The sequence below is a fragment of the Peptoniphilus sp. GNH genome, from assembly GCA_021307325.1.
Taxonomy (GTDB): domain Bacteria; phylum Bacillota; class Clostridia; order Tissierellales; family Peptoniphilaceae; genus KA00134.
Map to the genome: position 1 here is coordinate 1648813 of CP089931.1, position 17798 is coordinate 1666610.

At 36.3% G+C, this 17798-nt stretch carries 16 protein-coding genes; 7 read left to right on the forward strand and 9 right to left on the reverse strand.

Annotated features, from left to right (window positions below):
• Nucleotides 1–20 precede the first annotated feature (20 nt).
• From LV469_07910 to LV469_07950, 9 genes are all read right to left on the reverse strand, one after another.
• Nucleotides 21–1685 carry an ATP-binding protein gene (locus LV469_07910; protein ID UHR02561.1) on the reverse strand — a complete coding sequence of 555 codons (1665 nt, stop codon included), beginning with the start codon at nucleotides 1683–1685 and terminating at the stop codon, nucleotides 21–23.
• 1 nt (nucleotide 1686) lies between these two features.
• Nucleotides 1687–2367, reverse strand: a complete 681-nt coding sequence (locus LV469_07915) for a response regulator transcription factor (GenBank protein UHR02562.1) — start codon at nucleotides 2365–2367, stop codon at nucleotides 1687–1689.
• Nucleotides 2368–2394: 27 nt separating this feature from the next.
• A complete protein-coding gene (phoU, locus tag LV469_07920) occupies nucleotides 2395–3036 on the reverse strand; it encodes a phosphate signaling complex protein PhoU (protein UHR02563.1) in 642 nt (213 codons plus the stop codon).
• Nucleotides 3036–3791 (reverse strand): phosphate ABC transporter ATP-binding protein PstB, encoded by a 756-nt coding sequence (gene pstB, locus LV469_07925; GenBank protein ID UHR02564.1) that lies wholly within the window; start codon nucleotides 3789–3791, stop codon nucleotides 3036–3038. The genes phoU and pstB overlap by 1 nt, the downstream gene beginning before the upstream one ends.
• On the reverse strand, nucleotides 3791–4672 hold the full coding sequence (pstA, locus tag LV469_07930; GenBank protein ID UHR02565.1) for a phosphate ABC transporter permease PstA: 882 nt from the start codon (nucleotides 4670–4672) through the stop codon (nucleotides 3791–3793). Before pstA ends, pstB begins: the two co-directional genes overlap by 1 nt.
• Nucleotides 4665–5573 carry a phosphate ABC transporter permease subunit PstC gene (gene pstC / locus LV469_07935; protein UHR02566.1) on the reverse strand — a complete coding sequence of 303 codons (909 nt, stop codon included), beginning with the start codon at nucleotides 5571–5573 and terminating at the stop codon, nucleotides 4665–4667. Before pstC ends, pstA begins: the two co-directional genes overlap by 8 nt.
• 15 nt (nucleotides 5574–5588) lie before the next feature.
• Entirely contained in the window at nucleotides 5589–6476 is an 888-nt protein-coding gene (locus tag LV469_07940; GenBank protein ID UHR02567.1) for an extracellular solute-binding protein, read from the reverse strand.
• A gap of 267 nt (nucleotides 6477–6743) precedes the next feature.
• Nucleotides 6744–7733 (reverse strand): electron transfer flavoprotein subunit alpha/FixB family protein, encoded by a 990-nt coding sequence (locus LV469_07945; GenBank protein ID UHR02568.1) that lies wholly within the window; start codon nucleotides 7731–7733, stop codon nucleotides 6744–6746.
• A 9-nt stretch (nucleotides 7734–7742) separates the two neighbouring features.
• Complete coding sequence (locus tag LV469_07950) at nucleotides 7743–8534, reverse strand: electron transfer flavoprotein subunit beta/FixA family protein (protein ID UHR02569.1); 792 nt, start codon at nucleotides 8532–8534, stop codon at nucleotides 7743–7745.
• A 247-nt stretch (nucleotides 8535–8781) separates the two neighbouring features.
• Here LV469_07950 and LV469_07955 point away from each other — a divergent pair, with 247 nt between their 5' ends.
• From LV469_07955 to gatB, 7 genes are read left to right on the forward strand one after another with little or no spacing between them, the layout of a single operon-like run.
• Nucleotides 8782–9771 (forward strand): S-layer homology domain-containing protein, encoded by a 990-nt coding sequence (locus LV469_07955; GenBank protein UHR02570.1) that lies wholly within the window; start codon nucleotides 8782–8784, stop codon nucleotides 9769–9771.
• Nucleotides 9755–10453 carry a tRNA threonylcarbamoyladenosine dehydratase gene (locus LV469_07960; GenBank protein UHR02571.1) on the forward strand — a complete coding sequence of 233 codons (699 nt, stop codon included), beginning with the start codon at nucleotides 9755–9757 and terminating at the stop codon, nucleotides 10451–10453. The genes LV469_07955 and LV469_07960 overlap by 17 nt, the downstream gene beginning before the upstream one ends.
• Nucleotides 10450–12636: a UvrD-helicase domain-containing protein gene (locus LV469_07965; GenBank protein UHR02572.1), complete on the forward strand. Its 2187-nt coding sequence runs from the start codon at nucleotides 10450–10452 to the stop codon at nucleotides 12634–12636. Before LV469_07960 ends, LV469_07965 begins: the two co-directional genes overlap by 4 nt.
• A 1-nt stretch (nucleotide 12637) precedes the next feature.
• Nucleotides 12638–14623, forward strand: a complete 1986-nt coding sequence (gene ligA, locus LV469_07970) for an NAD-dependent DNA ligase LigA (GenBank protein ID UHR02573.1) — start codon at nucleotides 12638–12640, stop codon at nucleotides 14621–14623.
• On the forward strand, nucleotides 14620–14901 hold the full coding sequence (gene gatC, locus LV469_07975; GenBank protein UHR02574.1) for an Asp-tRNA(Asn)/Glu-tRNA(Gln) amidotransferase subunit GatC: 282 nt from the start codon (nucleotides 14620–14622) through the stop codon (nucleotides 14899–14901). Before ligA ends, gatC begins: the two co-directional genes overlap by 4 nt.
• Nucleotides 14902–14903: 2 nt before the next feature.
• Complete coding sequence (gene gatA, locus LV469_07980) at nucleotides 14904–16349, forward strand: Asp-tRNA(Asn)/Glu-tRNA(Gln) amidotransferase subunit GatA (GenBank protein ID UHR02575.1); 1446 nt, start codon at nucleotides 14904–14906, stop codon at nucleotides 16347–16349.
• Nucleotides 16339–17772, forward strand: coding sequence for an Asp-tRNA(Asn)/Glu-tRNA(Gln) amidotransferase subunit GatB (gene gatB / locus LV469_07985; GenBank protein ID UHR02576.1), 1434 nt, complete (start codon nucleotides 16339–16341; stop codon nucleotides 17770–17772). The genes gatA and gatB overlap by 11 nt, the downstream gene beginning before the upstream one ends.
• The last annotated feature ends 26 nt before the right edge of the window (nucleotides 17773–17798 follow it).

Below are 17798 nucleotides of genomic sequence, written 5' to 3' on the forward strand. Positions count from 1 at the left end.
TATCTTTTGATTTTTTCTATTTATTTTTTTAACTTCAACTCAATACTTGTACCTTGACCTAAATCTGAAGAAATTTTTATTTTTCCATCAATATTTTGCAAGATATGTTTTACTATTGAAAGACCAAGCCCTGTGCCACCGACTTTTCTTGTTCTAGACTTGTCCACCCTGTAAAATCTTTCGAAAATTCTAGCGAGGTCGTCTTTTGGTATGCCAATGCCTGTATCTGATATCTCTATTAGGTAAGAAGATTCTTCTTCCGAGATATTTATATCAAGCTTTCCATCTTCCTTGTTGTATTTAATTGCGTTAATTATTAAGTTGGAGAAGAGCTCCCACATCATGGTCCTATTTTCAAAAACTACTCCATGACCCTCTAGATTTACTGTGATTTTTTTCTCTTTTATCAGTTTTTCATTTCCATTTAAGATTTCAGAAATTACTTCTCTTAAATCAATTTCTTCCTTGTCATAGTCTCCTGAATTTTCAAGTCCGGAAATTTTCATGATGTCTTCAACGAGATTTAGAAGTCTTTTGGAGTCCTCGTAAATTAGTTTGTAAAAACTCTCTTTGTCTTTGTCCTCTACCAAGTTGTTTGCAAGGAGTTCAGAAAAACCGGAGATTGATGTAAGGGGAGTCTTTAATTCGTGACTGACATTGGACGAGAATTCCTCACGCAGTCTAAGGGCTCTTATCTGTTCTGTCTCATCAATGAAGAGAATCAAAAGTCCTCTTACTATCTTATTTTCAAAGACAGGATTTACATAGCACTTATACTCTCTAGTTCCTATGCTTGTTACGGCTTCAGAGCTTTTGCCCAAGAGGGCCGCATCTGCCATCTTCAAAATGGCCTCATCTCTAATGAGGTTTATTATATTTTCTCCAAGAATATTTCTTTTTGAATTAAAAACTTTTTTTGCGGAGTCATTGACTGTCAAAAGATTTTTGTTTTCATCGACAATTATAAGGACCTCTTTCATGTTTTTTAAGATTGTGTTGATGGTATCTTTTTCTTTTGCAATCTCTGTATAGCTTTGATCGATGGTCTTATTTTGTTTTTTTATCTTATTTATGAAGGGGCTTATTTCTGGGAACATATTTGTATCAAGTTTAAGCAAATCTTCATCCAAATTATTTAAGGGATCAAAGGTCTTTTTAGTTAGGCTATCTGATACAAAGGCTGTTACTATAAAAATTATAAAAGACATTAATATGTCAAGGGGCAGCACCTTGGTAAAGGCTCCTATTAGGTTATCCATCTCTCTAGAGATTCTTATCATGTTTCCATCATCAAGCCTTAGGCTTACATAGTAGAGGTCCTTAGATAGGGTGTTGGAGTATCTTTCCACTTGGGCATAGCCAAGTCTTTTGGCTTCGATGAACTCTGGTCTATCCTTATGAGATGTCAGGAGTTTTACATCTTTTTTTGAATCGTAAAGGACTTGTCCATCTTCTCTTATTAGGGTGATTCTGTAGTCCAAATTTTTATTTGCAAGACTTTTTAAGTAGGATGTATCGTCATCATATCTATTTAGACTTTCGCCCATGGCAGTTACAATACTTCTGAGGTCATCGTTGGATCTTTTTGCATAGCCCTTGTAATAAATAAACATAGAAACAACAGTAGATAAAAATAAGGTCAAGAGAGCTACCCCAAGGAGATATCTGAAAACTCTTTTTCTCATTCTAAACCTCCTTAGTTAACATATAGCCAACACCTCTAATTGTTTTTATATATTTTTTCTTGAACCCGAGCTTATCTCTTATTAACTTTATGTGCATATCAACAGTCCTAGTTTCGCCTTCATAGTCATATCCCCAAATCTCTGTTAGAAGTTTTTCACGAGAGATGACTATATCCTTATTTAAAATCAAATATTTTAAAACTTCATACTCCTTCAAGCTGAAGTCAACTTGCTTTTCATCGATTATAACAGACCGATTGCTATCCCTTATTACAATTCCATTGAAGTCTAAGATGTCATCTTCTTTTTTTCTTTGAGCTAGACGTCTTTTAACAGCTCCCACTCTTGATATTAGTTCCATAACGGAGAAGGGTTTTTTCATGTAGTCGTCTGCTCCATGGTCAAGGGCAGAGATGACATCATATTCTGATGTCTTTGCAGTTATCATAATCACCCAAGTATCTGATAGGCATTTAATCTTTCTTAGTCTTTTTAAAATTTCGATGCCGTCCATGTCAGGAAGCATTATATCTAAAAGGACTAGGTCGGGCTTTTTATTATCAAGAGCTTTAAAAAAGTCCTCGCCTCTTTCAAAGGCCTTCACTTCATAACCTTTTGCATTTAAAGAGTATTCAATTAGTTTTAAAATTGATGTGTCATCTTCAACAAGATAAATTAGCATAAAATCATCCTTATAAATTTTGATTTTTTATTCTATTTTCGAACCTTCAATTGAAAAAATTACCCAATCAGCAATGTTTACACAATGATCGGATATTTTTTCTAGATACTTGGCAATCATTATAAAATCAATTGCAGCACCTGAGTCAAAATCTGATTTAATTATATCAACTAATTGCTCCCTTATCAGTAGAAAATAATTATCTACAACGTCATCATCTCTGTTAATTTTTTTTGCAGCTTCAAGATCTAAATTTACAAAGGAATCAATAGACCTGTTTAAAAGATTTACAGTTTCATCAGCCATCTCCTTTATAAGAGGAAATCTTGATGTGTCATAATCTGTGGGTAAGCCCATACAAATTTCTGCAATGTCTCTTGCATTGTCGCCAATTCTTTCTAGATCTGTAATCATTTTTAAGTAAGAAGAAACCTTTCTCAAATCGCTTGCTGCTGGTTGTTGCTCTACAAAAACTTTAAGACATTGGTTTTGAATAATCTTTTCATACTCATCTGTATTTTTTTCGTATTGAATTACTTCGTCTGCAATAGCTTGGTCTTTTCCATCTAAAAGTGAAATCGCCTTTTTAATTGCAGATTCATTTAAACTTGCCATCTCTAATAGCAAGTTGTTTAAGTGTCTTAATTCATCATCAAATCTCTTTCTCATTAGCCAAACCTTCCTGTTACATATAATTCTGTTTTTTCTTTTCTTGGATTTGTAAAGATATCCACAGTCTTTGCATGTTCAACGATCATTCCATTTAGAAAAAAGGCAGTCTTGTCTGAAATTCTTGAAGCCTGCTGCATGTTGTGAGTTACAATGACAATCGTATATTTGTCCTTTAGGTCTTGGGCAAGGTCTTCAATTTTTCCTGTGGAAATGGGGTCAAGGGCAGATGTGGGTTCGTCCATTAAGATAACTTCCGGATTAACTGCAAGTGCCCTTGCTATACAAAGCCTTTGCTGCTGACCACCTGATATGGACAGGGCAGATTTTTTCAAATCATTTTTCACTTCGTCCCAAATAGCAGCTTGTTTAAGTGATGACTCAACAATTTCATCAAGCTGAGCCTTGTTTTTAATACCATGAGTTCTTGGACCGTAGGCAATATTTTCGTAGATACTCATGGGAAAGGGATTGGGTTGTTGGAAGACCATCCCAACTCTTTTTCTAAGTTTATTAACATCATAATTCTTCGCATAGATATCCTCGTCATCGAGTTTTATTTCGCCATCAATCTTGCAGCCGACGACTAGGTCGTTCATCCTATTTAAACATTTTAATAGGGTGGATTTGCCGCAACCTGATGGGCCAATAAAGGAAAGGATCTCCCCTTCTTTTATGTCTATGTTTATATTGTTAAGGGCCTTAAAGTTTCCATAGTAGAGATCTAAGTCCCTTACACTCATTTTATTATTCATTATCTAACCTCACTAAATTTGTTTGCAAGTTTTGTCGAAGACCAGTTTATTATTAGGACTAAAATTAATAAGACCATGCCGGTTGCGTAAGCTTCACCCACGTGTTTTCCTTCTGATGAAAGCACATACATATGAAGGGCAAGTGTCCTTGAAGAAGATGTTATTGATGTTGGAAGTGTCGTGGCTGTTCCAAGTGTGTACATTAGGGCAGCAGTTTCTCCCACTACACGACCAATTGATAAAATTATTCCGGATAAAATGCCTGGAATACAAATTGGAAGGACTACCTTAAATATTGTCCTAAGTTTGCCGGCACCAAGGGCAAAGGAACCCTGTCTTATAGATAGATGGACTGACTTTAAGGCCTCTTCAGTGGCTCTTATTATAATTGGAAGTATCATAATTGACACTGTTAGGACACCGGAAATAATAGAAAATCCCATTTTTAATTTTAGCCCAAAGAATATCATCCCAAAAAGTCCGTAGACAATTGAAGGGATGCCTGCAAGAGTTTCTGTTGCAAGTCTTATAGATTTTATAAGTCTGTTTTCAACGTTTGTATATTCTACTAAGAATATGGCTGTGAAAATCCCGATAGGTGAGGCAAATAAAATCGAAAGAATAACTGTTATAAGTGTTGTTACAATAGCAGGGCCCATGGAAAGATTTTCTGTTGTATAGTTAAGGGATAACATGCCAGGTCTAAAGGACAAGGCCCCTTTAATCACAACAAATAAAACTATAAAAATAAGGATAGCAAAAGTCATAGCTGAAAAAAGTCTTGTCGTTATTTTGTAAAAGGACATCTTGCCTACAAAGTGAAGGCCGAGAATTGATATTATAAATAGGGCCAAGAGACTTAGGACAATTATTTTAGTCATTTTTTCCTCTCCTATTCTTAATTATGAAAAAGGCGCAATTTATAATTAGGATAAATATAAATAGGATGCCTGTTGTAGCTATAAGAGCCTGTCTATGTTCTCCAGCAGCATAAGCCATTTCAAGAACGATGTTTGTAGTCATAGTCCTAATTCCCTTTAGGGGATTAAGAGTAAGCCTTGTTTGGTTACCAGCAACGAGAATTACCGCCATAGTTTCACCGATAGCCCGTCCAATACCAAGGATTATTCCTGCAAAGATACCAGATCTTGCAGCAGGAATCATAACTCTTGTTATCGTCTCATCATGACTTGCTCCGAGCGAAAGCGAACCCGAGTAATAAGACTTTGGCACAGTCCTAAGTGAAGCCTCTGCCATAGAAATTATTGTTGGCAATATCATTATTAAAAGCAGGATTGATGCACTTAGTATATTCATCCCGTCGCCGCCAAAAAGGCTCTTGTTAATGGGTACTATGATTGTTAGGGCAAAGAAACCATAGACAATAGATGGTATTGCTGTCATTAGATTTAAAGCTGGTTTTAAAAATTTGTAGATGTTTTTTGGGCAATCAAATGTCAAGTAAGAGGCTACCATGATGGCAATACCTATCGCTCCCATACATGATATGGCTGTGATGATTATTGAGCCAAGTACCATGGATAGGATACCGTAAGTTGGAGGCTTATTCATAGGAGCCCAAGCGTCACTAAAAATAAAATCCTTTACTCCCACCCTTGCCATAAAGGCTAGGGAGTCTTTAAAGATAAAGATACAAATTAGGAGCAAAAAGAAAATGGATAAGACGGAGCAAAATAAGAAGAAATATCTAGATATTTCTTCCCATGAAAATGCTCTTAGCTTTTTATTATCCTTAGAATCTTTTATATTGATATTTTCCATTTTTCCCCTTCAAACTTATTTCACAAGTGCTGACCAGTCTGTTAATTCTCCTGTAAAGATTTGTCTTAGATTTTCAATAGTTACATTTTCAGCTGTATTTTCTTTATTTACAATAACTGCTATACCATCTCTTGCTATTACAGTAAAATCCAGAGCATTTTTTTCCTCATCATTAAGTTCTCTTGATGCCATACCAATTTGTGCTGTTCCTTCCATTGCAGCAGTCATGCCAGCAGATGATCCATTAGATTGGATGTTGATTTCCACCTTGGGATTTTTAACCTTATAGGCTTCGACCAGCTTTTCCATAAGAGGGGTGATTGAAGTTGAGCCTGCAACAGTTAATTTTGCATCATTATCAATTGCTTGGTAAGCAATTTTATTTTTATTCGCAACATATCCTTGCGCTTCGCAAATCTTTTGACCTTCATCAGACATAATAAAGTTTACAAGGTCTTTTGTTTTTTCATCAACATCTTTCTTGTAAGCGAGGTTAAAGGGTCTTGCAAGTTTATAAGCATTTGACTTGATGTTTTCAGCAGTAGCCTCAATGCCTTCAACCTTTAAGGCCTTAACATCGTCATTTAATGAGCCAAGAGAAATGTAGCCAATAGCTGCGGCATCATTTTGTACAGTGGTTAGAACTGCATCAGTAGAAGATTGAACAGCTGCTTCAGCATAAGTCTTATCTGTTTTAGTATTTCCATCTTTAACAAGGACTCCTGTGAGTTCTGTAAAAGCTGATCTTGTACCTGAGCCTTGTTCTCTTGTAATAACATTGATTGAGGAGCTAGCCTTGGTTTCTTTAGCTGTAGAATTTTCTTTTTTGTCATCTCCACAAGCCACAAGGCTTGCTCCGAGACATAAAATTAAAGCGACCTTTCCAAAATTTTTTAACTTCATTAATTTTCATCCTTTCAAAATATAATAGAATTTAATTTCAAGGTCATTATAATTTTCATTTGTAAATTGAATATAGATCTTTTGTAAATTTTGTGTAAACTTTTTTGCTTTTTTATTTAATGAAAAAGATAAAAAAAAGACATATAGAATGAAGACATAGCATAAGTAAAGCTTTAAAATAATAGAATCACTTATTTTATTATGTATTTACATGAAAGTGTAAATAAAAAACACCACCTTCACAAAAGAGGTGGTGTTTTTAAAAACTTACATATTTTTTAATTTTTCAGTGAGTTTTGGAACAAATTCAAAAAGGTCTGCGACCACATTGTAGTGGGCGACATCAAATATGGCTGCGTCTTTGTCATTATTTACTGCGATTATTACATCTACATCTTTTAGACCTGCTGTGTGCTGCCTTGCTCCAGATATGCCAAGGGCAAAGTAGAGTTTAGATTTTAGTTTTTTGCCAGTTACACCAACTTGCATTTGGCTCGGCTCCCAACCCTTATCAATAATTGGCTTTGAAAATCCAACAGATGCGCCCAATTCTTTTGCCAAGGCCTGACCGATTTTGAAGTTTTCCGGGTCTTTTAGTCCCATACCCATGCCTATAACTTTTTTGGCTTGGCTCAAATCTTTTTCTCTCGGGATCTTCTTTTCTACATGTTCTATGATACTGTATCCAGAAGCTGGACCTTCATAAGAAATTTGTTCTTCAAAGATTTCAGTCTTAGGATTTTCTATTAATCTCTTTTTAAAGACACCAAGGCCTATTGTGCCAACTTGCGGCAGGGTGGATATTCTTATTGTTGAAATCAATTTGCCGTCAAAAGTAGGTCTTACCCAGTCTATAGTCTTGGAATCTTTTGCGCTTTTAACATCTATGCAGTCGGCTACAAGTCCTAGGCTTCTTCTAGCAGATATTCTGCCGCCGAGATCTCTTCCATTTGCTGTTGCCGGGATAAATACTGCTAGGGGAGCGTATTTTTCTATCATCGTATCAAGCACATTAGTAAAGGGTAGAGTCTTGTAGTGGTCATATTCTTCTCCTTTTACAAGACACACCTTATCTGCGCCATAAGATAAAGCTTCTTTTGCAAGTTCTTCTGTATTTTCATTTGCAATTACAAGGGCAACGACTTCTTCTTTCATTTCTTTACCAAGAGATCTTGCCATTGATATGATTTCGGCACTTACATCTAATAGTTTTCCTTTTTCAGATAAGGCAAGAACCCATAAATTTTTATTTTCCATTATTGCCTCCTACTTAATAAGTTCATGATTTGCAAGGATTTCGATTACCTTGTCTACTTGTTCGTCTACGCTTCCTTCGACAAATTGACCCTTTTCAACTTCTTCTGGTGGATAAATTTCAGAAACGACAGTTGCAGAGCCTTTCATCCCAATTCTATTTTCATCGCAATCTAAATCCTTGGCAGTCAAAATTTTAATTTCTTCTTTTTTTAACTGAATCAATTTTTTTCTGGAAGGAGAATTTACAAAGTTGGAATCTCTAATTATTGAGAAAAGAGCGGGAAGTTGGACGTAGGCCTTTTCTTCCATAAATTCCAAATCTCTTGTAACACTTACGCTTCTATTTTCTTCATTGATTTCTAAACTTTTTACATAGGTGGCTTGGTTGATTCCCAAAAGTTCAGCCAATTCAGGACCTACCTGTCCAGTGTCTCCATCGATTGAATTTGTGCCTGTAAAGACCAAATCAAAATCTCCGAGTTTCTTTGCCGCTTGACTAAGTACATATGATGTTGCAAGGGTATCGCTTCCTATAAAGGCTTGGTCGCAAATCACATAGCCATCATCGGCTCCTATTGCAAGACATTCTTTTATAGCTTCGTCAGCTTGGGGTGGACCCATGCTTATAACTGTTACCTTTCCTTCTGTGACACGTTTGATTTCAAGAGCAGCTTGGAGAGCGTTTAAATCACTAGGATTTACTATACTTTTTACTCCGTCCCTTTTGAGGTTGTTGGTTTCTCTATCAATTTCTACTTGTGAAACATCTGGAACTTGTTTTACGCAAACTAAAATGTTCATCAAATACCTCCAAAATAATAAATATTTTATTTCCCAAATAATAAAAAATAAAATTGCAATCGTCAGATTGTCTTCACGTTTTTCTTTATACCCTAAAATTATATTAATTATCTATATTTTAATTCTAAGCCTTTAAAATATATATTTTTGGGGCTTTAAAGTCTAAGAAATCACCGCAAGTTAAAACTGATATACCAAGACTTGTGATATAATAAACTCTAAATGAAGAAAAATTTTTGGAGGAATTATGGACTTTAATATAAGCAAAAAATTAAAAAAGATATTAACTCTTTCTTTCTGCGGATTTTTATTTTTAAATATCCTGCCTAAGAAGGTTGAGGCAAAAACTTTTGAAGATGTAGAAACTGAAGGTGGCTTTGGCTGGGTTTATAAGGACGTGGATTATTTGTCAAATCTCAATATAATTGATGGTTATCCTGACGGGACTTTTAAGCCAAAGAAGCCTGTTTCTTTTTTGGAAGTTGCTCAAATTCTTTACAAGAGCTTAAATCCTAGTGAAAAAGAAAAAGAAGCTAGCCTACAAAAATATGGACCCGTCTGTGAAAATTTGGGAGTGCCTTCGTGGGCAAGACCTGCAGTTTCTTTTATATTGGCAAGAGGTGGTTTTACTGAAAAAACTTTAAACAATGCCAAAAGCCTTGGCATGTTAAAGGACAAAAATCCAACCTACCCAGATAGAAACTCCGTAAGCGTATATATAGCTAGAAGTCTCGGATTTAATAATGAAGGAGATTTGGCTCTATTAAAACACAAGGATGTAGCCAATATACCCGACTCTGTAAAGGGATATCTAGCCAATTTAATAAGAGAAAATATATTTGCTCCGACTGGTTCTGATGGATTTTTTAATGGTAGCAAGTTTATAAGAAGAGCCGAGATGGCAAGTGCTACTAGCAAAATTTTATTTTACATCCAAAATGAGGTAAAGCAAGAAGAAGCTGAGGCCAACAAAGAGGATTTTGAAATCCAATGTGAAGTTTTGAGTGCTAAGTTGGATGAAAATTCTCACATTTATGATATGCAAGTAAAGATAAAAAAATCCAACAACATATCTTTGCCTGAAGGCAGTATCCAAGACTTTAAGTATTTTGAAAAGAGTTTTTATGATTTAGGATATAGCTTTAACTTAAACGAAGTATATAGCTTTAGAGGAAAGCTCATTGATGGCAAACTTGTCGACATGAGTATGGTAAATATAAATGGATCCGCTAATTAGATCTAAAATGGTTGTGGGCGAGGAAAAAATATCAGCCTTAAGCTCCAAGGCAGTCATTGTTTTTGGACTTGGAGGAGTGGGCGGACCCGTCTGCGAGGCCCTTATAAGGTCTGGACTTGGAAGGATATGCCTTGTTGATGGAGATGTTGTTGATTATTCAAATCTCAACAGGCAGATAATAGCAACTCTTGATGCAATTGGAAGACCCAAGGTCCAAGTCATGCAAGAGAGATTGCAAAAGATAAATTCAAAGGCTCAGATAAAAGCGATTGAAAAGTTTTACAATAAGGACACGGCTGATGATTTTGATTTGAAATCTTATGATTACATCGTGGATTGTATAGACATGATAAGCTCCAAGTTGCTTTTGGCTGAAAATGCAAAAAAGGCTTGCAAGAAGATAATATCTTCTATGGGAACAGGCAACAAACTCGATCCCAGTCTTTTTGAGGTGGCTGATATAAAAGACACCAGTATTTGCCCCCTAGCTCGTGTGATGAGAAGAGAGCTTAAAAAGAGAAATATAGAAAATTTGAAAGTGGTTTATTCTAAGGAAGCTCCAAGAAAGCCTTTAATAGAGTTAGATGACAAGTCGACACCGGGATCTATGTCTTTTGTTCCGCCGGTGGCAGGCTATATTCTTGCAGGAGAAGTCCTTAAAGATTTGATGGAGATAAGATGAATTATTTGACCGATTTAAATGAAAGACAAAGAGAAGCCCTTTTATACACAAAGGGACCCCTTCTAATTTTGGCAGGAGCTGGCTCGGGAAAGACCAAGGTAGTTACAAGCAAGATAGCTTATTTAGTAAAAGATTTGGGAGTGGATCCTTACAATATTTTGGCTATTACTTTTACAAATAAGGCCGCTCTTGAGATGCAAGAAAGAGCTGCAAGGCTAATAGGCTCAGACTTAAATATGTGGATAGGCACATTTCACTCTATTTGTGTGAGAATTTTGCGCCGCTTTGCCAAAGAGCTTGGCTATACATCCAACTTTACAATCTATGACACTCTGGATTCCAGAAGTCTTATAAAAGATATAATTTCCGATTTTAATCTGTCGCCTAAAATCTATTCGGACAGGGGCATTCAAGCGAAAATTTCCAACTTAAAGAACACCATGATAGGGCCAGGGGAGTTTTTAAAGACCAGCAGAGAAAGCATATATGATTATGAAATTGCCAAGGTCTATGAGGAATACGAAAAAAGGCTAAAACAAAATAATGCCTTTGATTTTGACAATTTGATTATAAAGACAGTTGAACTTTTAGAAAAAAATGAGCAGGTAAGAGAATTTTATAATAGGCGTTTTTCTTATGTATTTGTGGACGAGTATCAAGACACAAATGCAAGCCAGTATAAATTTATAAAATTGATTTCAGGCAAAAACCCCAACATAACTGCTGTGGGTGATTCTGACCAATCTATTTACAAGTGGAGAGGGGCAGATATAAATAATATATTAAATTTTGAAAAGGACTTTGAGAATGCAAAAATAATTCTTTTGGAGCAAAATTACAGGTCCAGCAAAAAAATTTTAAATGCAGCCAACAGAATCATAAAAAATAATAAGCAAAGACTAGAAAAAAATCTCTGGACAGATTTATCTGAGGGCAAGGATATAGTCTACCATAACTACGACCATTCCTATACAGAGGAAAAAGAAGTAATAAACACCATAATCCAACAAAATTACAAGGGTAGAAGCCTTGAAGACATGGCAATTTTATATAGGACCAATGCCCAATCAAGAGGTTTTGAAGACCAGCTCATAAGAAATGGCATATCCTATAAGGTGGTGGGAGGTTTAAAATTCTATGACCGAAAGGAAGTAAAAGACATCTTCCACTATTTAAGAATGGTAATAAACCCCAAGGATGATGTGAGCTTTAAAAGAGTAGTAAATGAACCCAAAAGAGGTATAGGTGAGACCAGCCTTAAAAAGCTAGAAGATTTCTGCGCCGATGAAAACATAAGTCTTTATGAGGGGATATCTTCCATGGATGCAAATCTTTTACCCAAAAAAGCAGCAAGTAGTCTAGGGGAATTTAAAAAGATGATTGAAGATTTTGCCGAGCAAATTGGCAAGAAGTCTATACCAGAAATCATGGAAGAGGTCGCAGTAAAAAGTGGCTATATGGCAAGTCTTAAAATGGAGAACAGTCCAACTGCAAGATCTAGAATCGAAAATATAGAAGAAATGATATCGGCGGCTAAATTATTTGAAGACCAAAATCCAGACAAGGATTTAGAAGATTTCATGCAGGAAATGAGTCTGTTATCGGATGTGGACAAGGAAAGCTCTGATAGAGGAGTTACCCTTATGACAATTCATGCGGCAAAGGGGCTTGAATTTCCAGTAGTTTTTCTAGTGGGACTTGAAGAGGGGCTTTTCCCTTCGTCTATGTCTATTGAAGAAGAGGGTGGAGTTGAAGAAGAGAGAAGACTTTGTTATGTTGCCATAACTAGAGCTAAGGAAGAACTCTATATTTCTTCAGCTGAGCACAGAACGAAATTTGGCAAGACCATGCCGAGTCTTGTTTCTCGATTTATTAAAGAATTGGGAGACACAATTGAGGTAAAGACGCAAAATAAGGCAAGGGTAAATACTCAGGAAGAATTCAAACCATCAAGCAAGATGCATCATTCAAGTTATGTAAAGGCTAAGAGTATAAGTAGGAAGGATGTTTCCTCTACTTCAGAAAATTTTTTGCCAGGAGATAAGGTAGTCCACAAAAAGTGGGGAGAGGGCATGGTTGTCATGAGAAGGGAAAAAGATGGAGATTATGAGCTTACTGTATCTTTTAAGGACAAGGGACTCAAAAGGCTCAAGGAATCCGTAGCTCCCTTAGAGAGGATTTGAGATGGAAAAAATTGAAGAAATGAAAAGCCTAATAAAAAGGCTCAATAAATTAAACTACAATTACTACACCCTGGACGATCCGCTAGTTTCAGATAAAGAATATGATGAGCTTTATGATAGGCTTATAAAATTAGAAAAAGAAGAAAATTTAGTTCTAAAAGATTCTCCGAGCTTAAGAGTTGGAGGAGAAATTCTAGAAAAATTTACAAAACACACCCACCTATCGCCCCTCTATTCCCTAGAAAAATCTAAAAGCTTAGAAGATTTAATAGAATGGGAAAATAGAAATTTAAAAATTTTGGGCGAGGACTATAAGGATGAGAAGATAGAATATGTCGTAGAGTTAAAATTTGATGGCTTGACCATAAATTTGACCTATGACCAGGGTATTTTAGTCCAAGCTGCCACAAGGGGCAATGGAATAATCGGAGAAGAAATCTTAGCCCAAGTAAGGACGATAAAATCTGTACCTCTATCTGTTTCCTACAAGGGCAAGATGGAAGTTCAAGGCGAGGGACTCATGTCTTTTAAGTCTTTTGATGCCTACAACAAGTATGCTGAAAGAGAAAATTTGGAGCTTTTGAAAAATCCGAGAAATGCAGCGGCAGGTGCTCTTAGAAATTTGGATCCCAAGGTCACTGCCAAGAGAAATCTCACAGCCTATTTCTACAATGTCAACTATATAGAAGGCAAAACTTTTGATACAGACCACGAAATGAAGGCCTTTTTGAAAGAAGAAGGCTTTAAAATGGATGAGCATACCGGAAGATGTAAGGGGATAAAAGCAGCTCTTGAGATAGTAAAAAAAATCGAAGAAATCCGATCGGATTTACCAGTCTTGATTGATGGTGCAGTTATAAAAATAGATGATTTTGCCATGAGGGAAAAACTTGGATTTACCAATAAGTTCCCCAGGTGGGCAATAGCATATAAGTATGAAGCTGAAGAAGTATCAACTAAGTTATTGAAGGTACAATGGAATGTAGGCAGATCTTCTAAAGTAACGCCGACTGCAATTTTGGAGCCGGTTGACATAGGTGGAGTTACTGTATCTAGGGCAACTCTAAATAACTATGATGATATTTTGAGAAAAAAAGTTAGGATAGGCTCTAGAGTGCTTATAAGAAGATCTAATGATGTAATACCTGAAATCCTTGGTAGCTTGCCGAGCGAAGAAAAGACACAAGAGATAGAAATGCCAAAAGAATGTCCTTATTGCCACACAGAGCTAATAAGAGATGGCGTTCACTTTTTCTGCCCCAATACTCTATCCTGCAAGCCTCAGCTGGTGGCTAGGATGGTGCATTTTGTATCTCGTGATGGGATGAATATAGAGGGGCTTTCTGAAAAAACTATAGAAAAACTTTTAAAGAATTTGGATTTGAGAGAACTGCCCCAAATTTATGAGCTAAAATACGAAGATTTAATAAGGCTTGATGGCTTCAAAGAAAAAAAGTCAAACAATCTTTTAGCCGCCATAGAAAAATCCAAGACACCAGAACTGGTAAATTATATCTATGCACTTGGCATAGGAAATGTGGGCATAAAGACTGCAAGAGATCTAGCAAGCCACTATGGCTCTTTTGAAGCTCTTGAAAAGGCTACTTATGATGAGCTTATGGAGCTTGAGGACATAGGACCAATAACAGCCAAGACCATAGTTGAATTTTTTACAGATTCTCACATAGTAAGTTCTTTAGAGCAATTGAAAAAGTATGTGAAACCTAAAAAGGCTGAACAAACAGCTAGTCCCGATTCCTATTTCAAAGACAAGAGAATAGTAATTACAGGTTCTCTATCAAGACCCAGAAAAGAATACGAGGATGTCCTTGTCGGGCTAGGGGCAAAAGTATCATCATCTGTAAGTAAAAATACAGACTTACTTCTTGTAGGAGAGTCGCCAGGCTCAAAATTTGACAAGGCTAGAGAACTTGGTATAAAAATAATAGATGAAGATGAATATGAAAATCTTAGGAGGCAGAAGTGAAAAAAGAAGATATAAAACACATAGCGGAGATAGCCTACCTCTCTTTTTCAGAGGAAGGAATAGAGAGATTTTCCAAAGACTTTTCAGAAACTATGGATCTTATTGAAAAAATAAAATCGGTAGACACAGAAGGCATAGATCCGACCATACAAGTCAGTGGAATCTACAACAATTTAAGAGATGACCAAGAGAAAGAGTCCTTGAGTCAAGAAGATGCTCTTAAAAACACTCAAGGCAAGAAGTATGGATATTTTGACATAATAAAATTTGTGGAGTGAGTATGGATTTATTAAATTTAGATGCAAAAGAAATAAGAAAAAAGCTTATAGATGGTGAAATCAAAGCTAAAGACCTGCTACTAGCTTATATTAAAAGAGCAAAAGAAAACAAATACAACTCTTTCATAAGCCTTTGCCAAGATGAAGCCATAAAAAAAGCTGATGAAATCGACAAGAAAATTTCAGAAGGAAAAGAAATTGGAAGCTTGGCTGGACTTGTGATATCTATAAAAGACAACATAGCCTTAAAAGGAGTAAGACAGACTTGCGCCTCGAAAATGTTGGAAAATTATATCGCACCCTATGATGCTACTCTTATAGAAAAAATAAAAGCTGAAGATGGAATAATTATAGGAAAAGTAAACATGGACGAATTTGCCATGGGAGCATCTACAAAGACGTCATATTTTGGCCCCAGCAAAAATCCTCTAAATCCAGATTTGAGTCCGGGTGGTTCTTCGGGTGGGTCTGCATCATCTGTGGCAGCAAAAGAAGCTATACTTTCTGTCGGCACAGACACTGGAGGATCTGTTAGACAACCTTCAAGCTTTTGTGGTCTTGTAGGCTACAAGCCAACCTATGCCAGCATATCCAGATATGGAGTCACTTCAATGGCAAATACTTTTGATTCGCCAGGAGTGATAGGAAGAAATGTAGAAGATGTTCTCTTACTTTCTAAAGTCCTTGTCGATAAGGATCCAAGGGATGCTTCTTCAATCGGAAATAGCAAAATTAAAAACTTGAATTTAGATGAAGAAGAATCTTTGAAGATGTTACAAGGTTTAAAAATTGCCATGCCAGATATCCTAAAGCACGCCCAGTTAAATAAAAGAGTCGAGGAAGATTTTCAAAAGGTTCTCGAAATTTTAAAGAGCAAGGGCGCTCAAGTTGAATATGTTTCCATGCCGAGTTTGGACTATGGGATAGAAACTTATCACATCTTGGTAAATGGAGAGATTTCTTCTAATCTGGCTCGCTTTGACGGCTTGAGATATGGACATCGCACTAAGGATTATGATGACATAAATGCCATGTATATAAAGAGCAGATCCGAAGGATTTGGAGACGAAGTCAAAAGAAGAATAATGATAGGTACCCATATTATGTCTTTGGAGTTTGCAAAAGACTACTATGAAAAAGCGCAAAAAGTCAGAACACTTATAATAAAAGACTTTGAAAGGGCCTTCGAAAAATTCGACCTCGTAATGTGTCCTACAAGCCCAGTTTTACCATTTAGACTTGACTATGACATGAGTGCTGTGGAAATGTATCTTCAAGATTTATTTACGGTGTCTGCAAACTTGGCAGGCATACCAGGCATTTCACTTCCCATGCCTTTAGGAAGCGATGGATTATCTGTCGGCATTTCGCTTATGTCAAGAGCTTTTTGCGATGACGACTTGCTAAAAGCCGCATTTGGTCTTGAAAGGAGTATAAATGAAATATAAATCAATTATAGGATTAGAAATTCACGTGGAACTTGCCACAGAAACAAAGGCATTTTGCTCCTGCAAGAATGAATTTGGAGCAGAGCCAAACACAAGGACTTGTCCAGTTTGTCTTGCCTTGCCAGGAGCCATGCCAGTTTTGAATAAAAAGGTCTTGGAGTATTCAGTTATGGCAGGTCTTGCCTTTTCATCAAAAATAAATAATATCTCAAGATTTATGAGAAAAAATTACTTTTACCCCGACCTCACCAAGGGCTTTCAAATAAGTCAAACGGATAAGGCCATATGCAAGGGAGGTCATATAAGTATAGATACTGATGATGGTCCCAAGGACATAAGACTAATTCAAGTTCAAATGGAAGAAGATACTGGCAAGTCCATGCACATGGATGAGGACACTCTTTTAAATTACAATAGAGCTGGAGTGCCTCTTATAGAAATAGTCACAGAGCCTGATTTGTCATCTGGAAAAGAGGCTAGAGCTTTTCTAGAAAAACTCAAGGCCACTTTAAAATATCTGGGGATATCTGACTGCAGAATGGAAGAAGGCTCTCTGAGGTGTGATGTCAATGTAAACGTAAAAGACTTAGAGACTGGAGAAAGAACTGCCATCACAGAAGTGAAGAATCTAAACTCTTTTAGGGGAGTGGAAAAGGCGATTGACTATGAAATAAATAGGCAAATAGACCTTTTAAAGAATAATAAAAAAGAACTTAGGACAACAAGGCGTTGGGATGATCAAAAAGAAGAGACTCTTATCATGAGAATAAAATACACGGAATCAGATTATAGATTTGCACCAGAAGGCGACTTGCCACCTGTCATGATAAGTAATTCTGAAATAGAAGCAATAAAAAACAAAATGCCGGAGCTACCTTGGGAAAAGAAAATCAGGTTTAAAAACACCTATGGACTTTCAGACTATGATGCTTCAGTCTTGACATCGACTAAGGATTTTGCAGATTATTTCGAAGACCTTGCCAAGAATTTTAAGGATTATAATTTGCTTAGCAATTGGCTCTTGGGAGAAGTCCTAAGAAGGGCAGAAAAGGACGAAGATCAAAACCCAATTTTGGATTTCAAATTCGAAAAAGAAGCCCTTTTGAATCTTTTAAAGATGATATCCGATAAAAAGATAAGCATAGGAACAGGCAAGAATGTCTTTAGAAAAATGTTTGAAGAAGGCAAGGACCCTATAGCAATAGTTGAAGAAGAAGGACTAATTCAAGTTTCAGATCAAGATGAAATAGAAAAAATTGTAGATCAAGTCTTGGCAGAAAATCCATCCAGCATAGAAGACTTTAAAAATGGCAAGACTAGGGTTTTGGGATTTTTAGTGGGGCTTGTTATGAAGAGTTCAAAGGGCAAGGCCAACCCGCAAATCGCAAATGAACTTATAACAGAAAAACTCAAAAATTTTTAAATAAAAAGGATCACTTTTGATCCTTT